The 12,100-nt window shown below is 67.2% G+C and carries 8 protein-coding genes; 5 read left to right on the top strand and 3 right to left on the bottom strand.

Going from position 1 to position 12,100, the window contains the following annotated elements; translation table 11 throughout:
• Positions 1-4: 4 nt before the first annotated feature.
• The 4 genes from ABIC25_RS13120 to ABIC25_RS13105 are packed head-to-tail and all read left to right on the top strand — an operon-like array spanning position 5 to position 5,736.
• Positions 5-607: a TetR/AcrR family transcriptional regulator gene (locus ABIC25_RS13120; protein ID WP_101820798.1), complete on the top strand. Its 603-nt coding sequence runs from the start codon at positions 5-7 to the stop codon at positions 605-607.
• A 14-nt stretch (positions 608-621) separates the two neighbouring features.
• On the top strand, positions 622-2,298 hold the full coding sequence (locus ABIC25_RS13115; protein WP_248643865.1) for an FAD-binding oxidoreductase: 1,677 nt from the start codon (positions 622-624) through the stop codon (positions 2,296-2,298).
• A 40-nt stretch (positions 2,299-2,338) separates the two neighbouring features.
• The gene (gene pta, locus ABIC25_RS13110) at positions 2,339-4,537 is read left to right on the top strand and encodes a phosphate acetyltransferase (protein WP_239403972.1); all 2,199 of its coding nucleotides are present in this window, start codon (positions 2,339-2,341) and stop codon (positions 4,535-4,537) included.
• Positions 4,534-5,736, top strand: coding sequence for an acetate/propionate family kinase (locus tag ABIC25_RS13105; protein WP_248643864.1), 1,203 nt, complete (start codon positions 4,534-4,536; stop codon positions 5,734-5,736). The genes pta and ABIC25_RS13105 overlap by 4 nt, the downstream gene beginning before the upstream one ends.
• A 104-nt stretch (positions 5,737-5,840) precedes the next feature.
• On the opposite strand, the gene ABIC25_RS13100 is transcribed toward ABIC25_RS13105, so the two are convergent.
• Positions 5,841-6,284 carry a hypothetical protein gene (locus ABIC25_RS13100; protein WP_248643863.1) on the bottom strand — a complete coding sequence of 148 codons (444 nt, stop codon included), beginning with the start codon at positions 6,282-6,284 and terminating at the stop codon, positions 5,841-5,843.
• Positions 6,277-7,410 carry a hypothetical protein gene (locus tag ABIC25_RS13095; RefSeq protein ID WP_248643862.1) on the bottom strand — a complete coding sequence of 378 codons (1,134 nt, stop codon included), beginning with the start codon at positions 7,408-7,410 and terminating at the stop codon, positions 6,277-6,279. Before ABIC25_RS13095 ends, ABIC25_RS13100 begins: the two co-directional genes overlap by 8 nt.
• Before the next feature lie 394 nt (positions 7,411-7,804).
• Here ABIC25_RS13095 and ABIC25_RS13090 point away from each other — a divergent pair, with 394 nt between their 5' ends.
• Positions 7,805-9,466 (top strand): HNH endonuclease signature motif containing protein, encoded by a 1,662-nt coding sequence (locus ABIC25_RS13090; protein WP_354561780.1) that lies wholly within the window; start codon positions 7,805-7,807, stop codon positions 9,464-9,466.
• Here the strand turns inward: ABIC25_RS13090 and ABIC25_RS13085 are convergent.
• Positions 9,463-12,096, bottom strand: coding sequence for a serine/threonine-protein kinase (locus ABIC25_RS13085; RefSeq protein WP_354562030.1), 2,634 nt, complete (start codon positions 12,094-12,096; stop codon positions 9,463-9,465). The two genes, ABIC25_RS13090 and ABIC25_RS13085, sit on opposite strands and share 4 nt — an antisense overlap.
• Positions 12,097-12,100 lie beyond the last annotated feature (4 nt).

Raw genomic sequence — 12,100 nt, 5'->3', positions numbered from 1 at the left:
TCGCATGGATCGTGACCGCATGGTGGATGTCGGAGTCGGGCTCGTCTCCCGATTCGGGGCCAAGACGCTGAGTCTGACGTCGGTGGCACGGCACGCCGGGGTCGCGCGCGCCACCGCCTACCGGATGTTCGGCGGGCGCGAAGCGCTGGTCACGGCGATCGTGGAGCGCGAGGTCTCGCTGCTGCGGGTGAAGCTGGTCGAGTGGTCGGCCAGTGCGCCCGACGCGGCGGGCAAGATCCACGCGCAGGTGGTGAACGTCCTGCCGTACATCCGCAACCACGACGCGCTGCAGTACGTGCTGCGCAAGGAGCCCGAGGAGGTCGTCCGCGCGCTGGTCGCCACCAGCGATCCGGCCGGGCCGACGCTCATCCACCAGATCGTGGCGGAGACCCTTCCCGACCTCGAACCCGAGATCGGGGACCAGTTGTTCCCGAATCCGCGGGGGGCCGCGGAATTCCTCGTGCGGACCATCTACTCCCTCATGCTCATCCCCGACAGCTTCCTGAGCGACGAGCAGATCGCCGAACTGGTCGTCCGGGCGGTCGTCCGAGACGACGCCGGGGGCGCGGCGCCGACCGGCGGTACCGGGCCGGGCACGGCGCGATGAGCGGCGGCGATCCGATGTCCGACGAAACCGCGATCCCCGTCGTCGAGATGCACCGGCCGCGATGGGGAGACCCGGCGCGCACCGCCGAACTGCCCGGTGCGGCGGCTGCTCTCGCCGGCGACCGCCCGGCCGATGCCGGTGTCGACCCGGCGACGATCACGCTCGCCCGACCGGTCGTCGATGCCGCTGTGCGAGATCAGATCTCGGAGATCGTCGGTGCCGACAACGTCTCCGATGCGGATGCCGCCCGGGTTCAGCACACGCGCGGTTACTCCACCCCGGACATCCTGCGGTTGCGTGCGGGCGACGCCGACGACGCACCCGATCTGGTGGTGTACCCGGGCGACCACGACGAGGTGGTCGCGATCCTGCGACTGTGTTCGGAGCGGCGGATCGCGGTGGTGCCGTTCACCGGCGGGACGTCGGTGGTGGGCGGTCTGACGCCGGACCGCGCCGGGGTCGCCGGTGTGATCAGCCTCGACCTGCGACGCCTCGACCGCGTGGTCGAGATCGACGAGATCTCCCGCATGGCGACGCTGGAGGCAGGCCTGCGGGGGCCGGCGGCCGAAGCGCTCCTCCGCGAGAAGGGCTGGACCATCGGACATTTCCCGCAGTCCTACGAGGGCGCGGGGATCGGTGGGTATGCGGCCACCCGGTCGGCCGGTCAGTCGTCGGCGGGCTACGGGCGGTTCGACGAGATGGTTGAAGGGCTGGTGCTGGCCACTCCGCGCGGCACGATCGAACTCGGTACCGCGCCCCGCTCGGCGGCCGGACCCGATCTACGTCAGCTGGTCCTCGGCTCGGAGGGCGTGTTCGGCGTCATCACCAGCGTCCAGCTGCGCATCCGGCCCGTCCCGACGACCCGCGTCTTCGACGCCTGGCGGTTCGCGTCGTTCGCCGACGGCGCCACCGCGCTCCGTCGGCTCGCCCAGGACGGTCCGCTACCCACCGTGCTCCGGCTGTCGGATGAGGTGGAGACGGCGCTGAATCTCGCCGATCCGGCCGGCGCCGGGAGCGAAGCGAGCGGGCCGAATGATTCCGGCGCCGGCGCCGGGAGCGAAGCGAGCGGGCCGAATGATTCCGGCGCCGAGAGCGAAGCGGATGGCGGGTCCGGGTGTCTGGTCGTCGCCGGGTACGAGGGTGCGGCCGACGAGGTGGCGCGGCGGCGGGACGCGGCGTCGGCGGTGCTGACCGATGTCGGGGGCAACGCTCTGGGTGACGGTCCCGGGGAGGCCTGGCGTACAGGCCGTTTCGCGGGGCCGTATCTGCGCGATCCATTGCTCGACGCCGGGGTGCTCGTCGAGACGCTCGAGACCGTCGCCTTCTGGTCGCGGCTGCACGAGGTGCGCGCCGCGGTGACGGCCGCCGTGACGGACTCGCTCACGGCGTCGGGCACGCCACCGCTGGTGATGTGTCACATCAGCCACGTCTACGAGTCGGGGGCGTCGCTGTACTTCACGGTCGTCGCGCCGTTCGGCGAGGACCCGCTGGCGCAATGGGCGGCGGCGAAATCCGCGGCCAATACCGCGATCCGGGCGTCCGGCGCGAGTATCACCCACCATCACGCGGTCGGGCGGGATCACCGGGACGCCTACCATGACGAGATCGGACCGCTGGCCCTCGACGCGTTGCGGGCGGTGAAGGCGTCGCTCGACCCGACCGGGGTGTGCAATCCCGGGATTCTGATCTGACGCTCCATCCGGCGGCCCGGCGCCCGGCGCGACCGCCACTATGCTGGGGCGCATGGCCACGGATGCAGTCCAGACCGCGAACGCCGACGGACCCGCGAGTGCGGAACAGGTCGTCACCGACACCACGACGAGTATCTACATCGCCTCGGCCGAGGGCGAGACCGGCAAGTCCATCGTCGCGCTGGGACTGCTGGCGTTGCTGTCGGCCACCGGCGGACGCGTCGGCGTGTTCCGACCGATCTCGCGGACGGCCACCGATGACCGTGATCCGATCCTCGACCTTCTCCTGGACTACGACTCGGCCGACATCCCGTATGAGGACTGTCTCGGCGTCACCTACGAACAGGTCCACGACGATCCCGAGGGCGCGATCGCGGAGATCGTCGCCCGCTTTCACGCCATCCAGTCCCGGTGCGACCGCGTCGTCATCGTGGGCTCGGACTACACCGACGTCGGAACCCCGTCGGAGCTGAGCTACAACGCCCGGATCGCCGCCAACCTCGCTGCTCCGATGGTGTTGGCGATCAGGGCGATCGACCGGTCGCCGGCAGAACTGCATGGTCTGGCCGAGGGTCTGATCGCCGAGGTGACGGCCGCACATGCGACCCCGATCGCGCTGGTTGCGAACCGGTGCGATCCCGACCGTCTGGACGAGATCCGGGACCAGTTGCGCAGCACCGGTGTTCCCGCACTGTGTCTGCCCGAGGAGCCGGTGCTGTTCGCTCCCACGATGGGCGAGCTGAAAGAAGCGCTCGGCGCGACCATGTACAGCGGCGACGAGGAGTTGCTCGATCGTGAGGCGCTGCGGGTGATGGTCGGGGGCATGACCGTCGAGCACATCCTCGAGCGACTCACCGACGGCACGGTGGTCATCACGCCCGCCGATCGGTCGGATGTCCTTCTCGCCCTGGTGAACGCCAACACCGCACAGGGGTTTCCGCGCCTGGCGGGCATCATCCTCAACGGCGGCCTCAAGCCGCATCCGATGATCGAGGCGCTGGTGAGCGGCTTGAAGCCGACCCTCCCGATCATCAGCTGTCCACAGGGCACCTACGACACCGCGCGCACCGCCGCCCACACGCGCGGCCGGCTCGGGGTGGGCTCGGCGCGCAAGATCGAGGCTGCGCTGTCGCTCATGGAGACCCACGTCGACCCCGAGAAGGTCATGCTCAACCTCAACGTGTCGACGCCGACCGTGGTGACGCCGCAGATGTTCGAGTACCGCCTGATCTCGCGCGCGCGTGCCGACCGGAAGCACATCGTGCTGCCGGAGGGGGATGACGATCGGATCCTGCGCGCGGCCAACCGGCTTGCCCGGCGCGGGGTCGCCGACCTCACCCTGCTCGGTGATCCCGACGCGGTGCGCGAGCGCTCCATCGAACTCGGACTCGACCTGACCGACGTGACGGTCATCGACCCGGCCGAGTCGGAGTACCTCGACGAGTTCGCCCGGATCTACACCGATCTGCGCAAGCACAAGGGCATGGATTTCGAACGGGCGCAGGAGAAGATGCGGGACGTGTCCTACTTCGGCACGATGATGGTGCACACCGGGCGCGCCGACGGGATGGTGTCGGGGGCGTCGCACACCACCGCGCACACCATTCGACCGGCCTTCGAGATCATCAAGACCAAACCCGGGGTGTCCACCGTCTCGAGTGTGTTCTTCATGTGTCTGGCCGACAAGGTCCTCGCGTACGGGGACTGCGCCATCGTCCCCGACCCGTCCGACGAGCAGCTCGCCGACATCGCCATCTCGTCTGCGCAGACCTCGGCGGCCTTCGGTATCGACCCCCGGGTCGCGATGCTGTCCTACTCCACGGGAACGTCCGGATCGGGCGCCGACGTCGAGAAGGTGAAGACCGCAACCGAACTCGTGCGGGAGCGGGAACCCGAGCTGCTGGTCGAGGGGCCGATCCAGTACGACGCCGCGGTGGAACCCTCGGTGGCGAAGACCAAGATGCCCGACTCGCCGGTCGCCGGTCGCGCGACCGTGCTGATCTTCCCCGACCTGAACACCGGCAACAACACGTACAAGGCGGTCCAGCGCAGCGCGGGGGCGATCGCCATCGGACCGGTGCTGCAGGGTCTGAACAAGCCGATCAACGATCTGAGTCGCGGAGCTCTCGTCTCCGACATCGTGAACACCGTGGCGATCACCGCGATCCAAGCCCAGCAGGAGGGTGTGGACCCGATCGCCGAGAACGCCGGCGCCGCCGACGAGGAGGATCGTCGATGAGCGCGGCGTCCGGTGCGGTGCTGGTGTTCAACGCCGGCTCGTCGTCGTTGAAATATCAACTGGTGCAACCGGCTGACGGCACGGTGCTCGCGGAGGGCATCGCGGAGCGGATCGGCGACACCGGCTCGTCGATGACGCATGAACAGAACGGCGAGACGGTCACCGAGACGCTGGAACTCGACGACCATCTCGCCGCGGTCCGGCGTGCGGAGCGGTTCTTCGCCGACAACGGAACCGATCTGGCGGACGCGGGACTGAGCGCGGTCGGGCATCGGGTTGTCCACGGCGGCAGGTCGTTCTACGAGCCGACTGTCGTCACCCCCGAGGTGATCTCGGAGATCGAGCGCATCTCTCCGCTGGCACCGTTGCACAATCCCGCGAATCTGGTCGGAATCCTGGCCGCGCAGGAGTTGCTGCCGGACGTCCCGTCGGTCGCGGTCTTCGACACCGCCTTCTTCCATGGACTCCCGGATGCGTCCGCGACGTACGCGATCGACCGTGCGGTCGCCGACGAGCATGCGATCCGCCGCTACGGGTTTCACGGCACCAGCCATGAGTACGTGTCCGGGCGGGTGGCCGAGTTCCTGGACCGCGACCCGGCGTCGCTGAACCAGATCGTGCTGCATCTCGGCAACGGCGCGTCGGCGTCGGCCATCGCGGGCGGGCAGCCCATCGACACCTCCATGGGTATGACGCCGCTCGAGGGGCTGGTGATGGGAACCCGCAGCGGCGATCTCGATCCCGGGCTCGTGCTGCACCTGAACCGGGTGGCGAACCTGTCCGTCGGCGAGATCGACACGCTGCTCAACAAACGGTCGGGACTTCGAGGCCTGTGCGGGGAGAACGACTTCCGCGCCATCACGGAGCTGATGGATTCCGGCGACGACGCCGCCCGACGCGCCTTCGACGTCTACATCCACCGCCTGCGCCGCTATGTCGGCGCCTACGCCTTCGCCCTCGGCCGCGTCGATGCCATCACCTTCACGGCGGGGGTGGGGGAGAACTCGGCAGTCGTTCGCTCTCGTGCGCTGGCGGGCTTGGAAGGGTTCGGGATCGTCGTCGACGAGGAGCGGAACGCCGTGCGCGGCAGGGCTGCTCGTCGGATCTCGGCGGATGACAGTGCTGTGGAGGTGCTCGTCGTGCCGACCAACGAAGAGCTCGCCATCGCGCGGCAATCGGCGGCGGTGGTTGGGGTCTGACCCTGGTCGCTCAGTCCAGCGCTAGGTCAGATCTACCTCAGATCTCCTCAGGCGGAACGCATGTGGCCAGTGTTTTACTCAGGTCTCTGTGCCACGTCGCGGACTCAATCCTTGTCTAGCGGAGGGTGCTGCCTTCCGCGCGCTTCAGCACGATCACGCAATCTTCCGCCTATCCGCTTCGCCTGATTATTCGAGATGCTTGTGAAGTCGATGGACGTGTGTCCTTTAAGGCACGGCTTGGGTGTCGACGGAGAGTTCTCGTCGTAGATGGCTCGGATCCCCTGCTCGTGCACCTCACCGACTGAGACCGCCCACACGCCGCCTGAGTCGAACTCGAACTCTAGGGTGTACTCTTTAAAGTTCGCCTCTGCTGAAACCTTCACCTCGCGTGCTGTCGACAGCTTTTGCTGGTCCTTCGGCGTAGGTCGGAAAGCTTGCGAGGTCAACGCGCCGTCCACTATCCATGCCGGGTGGGCGTTGCGCCACAACAGTTCTTCCTGCTCGCCGAGGATGTCTTCGCCTGCGCCGAGTTTGTCTTCGTCACTCACTGATCGCATCCTTCACGAAGTCGGCAACACCGTCTGGATCGTCGACTAGGAAGGTAACGTCCTCGCCGTCGTCATCATTGGCCCGCCCATACCAAGAGGCCTCAATCCCACCAGAATTGGCGACCTCTACCTCTACCGCGCGAGAAGATGTTCGCCATTCGAGTTGGATACCACCGTCGCCAGACGGGTAGATCGCCGGCGCTGCCACCTCGGCGTCGAGTGTTGCAAGGAGGATTCGTTCAACTCTCTCAATTGTGTCGATCGACGGAGGTTTCGACCCCGGATGTAGCCAGTCGTCTGAGAGTCCGGCGAGCTCTCGCAAGCGTTCGGACCATGCGGGTGGCAGGGCCGGTTCGACATGCAATACATCGGTGATCTTCACAATGAGGCCCTCGCGGTTCTGCACCGCAATGACGCTAAGCGCAACCGGCGGTGCGGTTTCACCGAAGCCTAGGTAGCTGTGTAGTGAATCGAACACGGACGGATCGGAGAATGTTGCGCCGATCTTCCGTTGTGAGAGTTCCTCGGGAACAGCTACATCGACATGCGGTGGGGTAGAGGACAACCCGGTCACCTGGCCGACGACAACCGTCTCAATCTCCAGCTCATCCAACTTCGCGAGTTGCTGGATACGCCTACGAGTGTCGACTGTGAGGACAGCGCGTATCGGATCATCCTCGTTGTCTGCCAGTTCAATCCGCTCGTTTGCACGCAAGCTACGGCCGAACTGGGCCAAAGGCTTAATGGCCGCAGGCGGAAAGGATGTGGGAACTCGGTCGCGAGTGCCTATGTCGCCCAGCGCACTGTTTATCAGGCGCCGTGCGTTCTCGTGCCAGTCCGTGTTCTGGAACAGCGCGCCGTCGTTGATCGTCGGTCGCACGAGCACGGGAATTTGGCTGCCTCTGCCGACGCGGGTCAACCGCAGATCGAAAGCGCCGTCGAATCCTCGGGGAACCCGTTGGCGCTTGGGGTGTGCCCGTAGGTAGAGCTCACGGGCTACTGCGCTGACGAGCAAGGCGTACCGCTCCAGCTCGGCAGCAGAGACCACCGGCAGCCCTTCCGCGACGTCAAAGCGTCCGCCAGCGAGTCGCAGATACCCAAAGGCCGCCACGTCTTCGCTGGTCATGTGAGTAGTGTAACCATCCCGGCAACTTGGCGTCATCGCTCCCGTCGCCTTCGAAAAGTGGATTGGAGATTTAGTAGGCCGCTCGGCTGTGTTGAGAACGCAGGCCAAAGGGTGAAGCTCAGGGCGGGAATTACCCTGCCGCCGCCAGTGCGGTCCACCACGGCATTGGCTTCAGCCGCCCGCATCGATAGACACCCAGGCGACGGTTCTGTGATGGGAGCGCAGGATCAGTCAACGACCGCGGAGCAGGATGGTTTGCCACCGACCCACTCCTACCACGCACCACCGACAGGTTCCTTCCTGCGGTACGACACTCAAAAGCATTGCGCACCAGCAAAATAGCCGCTACACTCGAACATGCATTCGCGCAATCGTCCCCGGGGGGAGGGTGACCATGTCCGACGAATCCGCTTCACTGCAACCGCGTGCCGTCGAGTTGGTGGCCGAGCTGCATGCGATCCTCGACGAACTGCAGACGGTCGACCTGTCTCCGTGCACCGACGACGAGCTGATCGACGTCGCATCGGCGACCGAACGCGCCATCGCGCGACTGACCTTTGCCGGTGACCGGCAAATCGATCAGGCCGAGGCCCGCGACCTCCCCCGCAAGACGGGCTGCCGCACGCTCATGCAGTTCATGACCCACCGGCTGCGGGTCTCCAACCCGGTGCGGCGTCGTAAGCAGATGGACGCCACCGCCACCCGCACCAGCCTCAGCGGCGAGGTCCTACCGCCCGAACACCCGTGCCTCGCCGAGGCTTTCGCCCAAGGAACGGTCGGCACCGCACACGTACACGCCGCACTCGACGTCCTCGACCGCATCCCAGGCACTATCGACCACGACATCAGAGTCGCCGCCGAGCGGCAGATGGCCGAGATCGCCATCGACCACACACCGGCCGACATCACCCAACTCGGCGCACGCCTAATCGCCCACCTCGATCCGGACGGCACCCTCACGGACGACACCGATCAGCAACGACGACGAGGCCTGTGGATCGGTCGGCAACGCGCCGATGGCACCGCGAAGATCTCGGGCACGCTGACTCCCACACTCGCCGCCCGGTTGACGATGATGTTCGCGGTATGGGGCAAGCCCGGACTCAACAACCCCGACGACCCCGCCTCACCCAGCGGACCCGCCGACACCGCCGACCCCGACGCCCTCGCGCTCGCAGCCGATCGTGACGGCCGCACCCTCGCCCAGACGAATCACGACGCGCTCGACGCCGCACTCACCGCTGGCTTTTCAGACGGGATTCTCGGAACGTCGCACCGCGGCCTGCCCGCCCATCTGATCATCAAAGCCGATCTGGGCGACCTGATCCGCGAAGCCGGGCTCGCGACCACCGCCACCGGCACCCTGCTGCCCATCCCCGACCTGCTCGCGATGGCCGGCGACGTGCAACCGTGGTTGGCGATCTTCAAAGACGCCACCGCGGTGCCGCTGTACTTCGGTAGGGGCAAGCGTCTGGCCACCCGCGAACAACGCCTCGTTTCCTTCGCCCGCCCCGACGGTGAAGTGTGCTCGGCACCCGGATGCGATCAACCCGCCACCCAGGTCGAACTCCATCACGCCCACAAGGATTGGGCCAAGGGTGGTCTCACCGACATCGACGACCTCGCCCCGGCCTGCCCGCGGCACAACCGGATGGTCGGCGACCAGCCCGGCCAGTACACCACCCACATCGAACGGTCCGGACCCGACGAAGGCCGCTGCGTCTGGCGACTCAACGCCGAACCCGGCGCACCACCCAATCCCGACCGCCTCAACCGCCGACCCGACATACCCCGGCGGTTCGCAGAACTTCTACGCGACATACGCGCCGAGATCCACGGACCGACCACCCGGCCCGGCGATCAAGCACGCCCGGAGACGCCACACCGCCAAGACGCGCGCCGCTCATGGTTGACGATCAGCCACGTCATCGACGTCCGACCACCACGGCGCGTGCGTCGCCGACGTCCAACGTCGGTCGAGGCGCACCTCGAGGATCTCCTCAGGCAAGAACCGCTCGTGTGCAACGCAACCGGGACGCCTTTCGAAACGCCCTAGAACAACGTGTTCGGTCGGACATAGTTGGCGAGGTCGACCAGCATGAACCGGTGTGCTCGGTTGGTGCGGGTCAGACGGGCCAGCTGACGTAGCGAGCGCTCGGTGCCGGTGCGAATCCCGTACTCGGTGAACGGGAATCCGAGCAACGTGGAGGGTTCTTTGTCCTGTGCGGCATCCTCGGGGTTGTCGTGGATCCAGCCCAGCGCGGTACCCAACACGATCAGCAGCATCCGGGCCTTGCGTGGTTCGGTGTCCGGGATCTGCTCGAGACGTCGGGCCGCCTCGACGATCTGCTCACGGGTCACCTGCGAGGTGGGCCGGCCGTGGACGAGCGCGATGATCGCCGTCGCGCGTGCGGTGTTGAAGTGGCGACTGGTGGCCGGCACCTCGTCGAGCGGTTGGATGGCGGCGTCGATGTCACCGGCGGCCACCGCGAGCCGGGCCAGTCCGAAGGCGGCGGTGACGATGCTGTGGTCCGTGAGCCACAGATCGTGATAGTGGTGCTGCGCAACGTCATACAGCTTGGCTATCTTGTCCGCGGACTTCGCGGGGCCCTTCTCGTCGGCCAGCCAGCGGCCGATGAGCTCGGCCGTTCCGGCGACGGCGAGCTTGGGTGCCACCTCGCCGGGCATCGCGCCGAGGACCTCGTCGAAGCGCTCGTAGGCGAGTTCGGGCTCGTCGTTCATCAGCGCGCAGATGCCCATGTACCACTCGACCCGCCACGAATCGCCGTGGTGGGCCCGGACTTCCTGCAGAAGGGCGAGCGCGGTGTCGACGTCATCGAGTTGCAGGTGAGCGCGTGCCTCGGCGAGATCGATCTCCCGAGAGGGGTGGGCGTTCTTGACCGGTCGGCCGCCGAAGAGCGACGCGAAACCCTCTGCGCGGGCGGTGTTGATGGAGTCGAGGGTCTGGCGCGGATCCGACAGCGCCGCCGAGGTGAGCAGGCTCGCGGCCGGGTCGAGCGGGTTGACCAGTGGGACGGGCAGCGCGTTGGCGATGTCCACCGGGTCGTAGAACGCCGCCTGATCGGGGTCGAAGAAGCCGTCGACGGGCGCGAGCATGAGGTCGGTGCCGAAGGTCGAACGTTGCGGGGTGAACACCGTGGACAGCGCTGGACGCGGAACGCCGGTGTGCACGGCGACGGTCTCGCGCAACACGTTCAGCACCTGCGTGCTCATCTCCTCCGCGGAGACGAAGCGGTCGGCCGGATCGGGCGCCGTGGCGCGCTGCAAGAGGCGGTAATACGACGGATTGTTCCGGAACAGCGGCGTTTTCGACGCGGTGGGCAGGCCATCGACGTAGCGCCCGTGACGCATCTCCATCGGCACGGTGAGGACAGCGAGGGTACGTCCGATGCTGTAGATGTCGGTCGCGATCTGCGGTCCGGTCTTGACGATCTCCGGCGCCTGGAACCCGGGCGTGCCGTAGAGGTGCCCGTAACCGTTGATCGGGGAGACGGCACCGAGATCGATCAGCTTCACCTCGTCACTGCCGACCATGATGTTCTCGGGCTTGACGTCGTTGTAGACCAGGCCGACCGAGTGTAGGTAGCCCACGGCGAGAAGCACTTCCAGGATGTAGGCCAGACCCTGTTCGACCGAGAGCAACGAGTTGTCCGGGTCGCCTGCGGTGATCTGCTTGAGCGTCTGACCGCCGATGTACTCCATCACGATGTAGCCGAAGCGGTCATCGTCGTCGACGTGCTCGACGAAGTTGTAGATCTTGACGATCCCGGGATGGTTCACCGAGGCCAGGAACTGTCGCTCGGCGACCGCGACGCGTTGTGCCTCCGAATCCGAGGAGTTCAGCAGGCCTTTGAGGACGACGGGCCGATCGCTCACATTGCGGTCGATGGCCAGGTAGATCCAGCCCAGGCCGCCGTGGGCGATCGCACCGGCGATCTCGTACTGGTCGGCGACCAGTGTGCCGGGAGCGAGACCGGGAACGAACGAGTATCGGGCGCCGCAGTTCCCGCAATCACCGGTCGGCGGTCCGGCGCCCTCGCCCTCGACGCGGCCGACCGGTTTGCCGCAGCGCCAGCAGAACCGCTTGTTGTCGGCGATCACCGGGTCGTCGATGACGGCGTCCTCGGGTTCGATGTCGGTGATCTTCGGCATCTCGACCAGGCCGCTGCCGAGCCGGCGTTCGTGCACCGGAGGACGGCGGCGCGGCACGAGTCGCCGGCCGAGCGGACCCGAGTCGGGCTCCGGATGGGGTACGGCCGGACGGGACCGCACGACGCGGTCGGTCCGATCGTCGGGGTCCACCCCGACGGTGAACACCGGTGCGACAGCCTGTGTTCCGACATCGGGGTCGGTGCGCCGACCGGGCCGCGGGTCGGTGGTGTCGTCGGAGCCGGCGGTCAGCGCCGCGAGGTCGGCCTTCTGGGTGCCGACCTCGCCGACCTCGTCCTGCCCGACCTCGTCCTGCCCCACTTCGCCGGCCTCGTCCTGCCCGACCTCGTCCTCGCCGAGAAGCGCGTCGAGCGAGACGCGCTGGGTGCCGAGGTCCCCGCCCCGATCGTCGCCCGCCTGATCGTCGCCGCCTCGATCGTCGCCGCCCCGATCGTCGCCCGCCGGATCGTGGCGGACATCGTCGGTGTCGTGATCGTTGCGCGCTGCGCCGTCCATGGGC

Origin of the sequence: Gordonia sp. PvP123, assembly GCF_040547295.1 — a bacterium.
Lineage (GTDB): Bacteria > Actinomycetota > Actinomycetes > Mycobacteriales > Mycobacteriaceae > Gordonia > Gordonia terrae.
Note: the sequence above shows the minus strand (reverse complement) of the source record. Positions and strands in the feature narration are given on the sequence as shown.

Bases quoted from the DNA above. Each gene is read 5' to 3' on its own strand.
- ABIC25_RS13105 (WP_248643864.1), top strand. From the start codon at position 4,534: ATGAGCGCGGCGTCCGGTGCGGTGCTGGTGTTCAACGCCGGCTCGTCG.
- ABIC25_RS13090 (WP_354561780.1), top strand. From the start codon at position 7,805: ATGTCCGACGAATCCGCTTCACTGCAACCGCGTGCCGTCGAGTTGGTG.
- ABIC25_RS13115 (WP_248643865.1), top strand. From the start codon at position 622: ATGTCCGACGAAACCGCGATCCCCGTCGTCGAGATGCACCGGCCGCGA.
- pta (WP_239403972.1), top strand. From the start codon at position 2,339: ATGCTGGGGCGCATGGCCACGGATGCAGTCCAGACCGCGAACGCCGAC.
- ABIC25_RS13095 (WP_248643862.1), bottom strand. From the start codon at position 7,410: ATGACCAGCGAAGACGTGGCGGCCTTTGGGTATCTGCGACTCGCTGGC.
- ABIC25_RS13085 (WP_354562030.1), bottom strand. From the start codon at position 12,096: ATGGACGGCGCAGCGCGCAACGATCACGACACCGACGATGTCCGCCAC.
- ABIC25_RS13120 (WP_101820798.1), top strand. From the start codon at position 5: ATGGATCGTGACCGCATGGTGGATGTCGGAGTCGGGCTCGTCTCCCGA.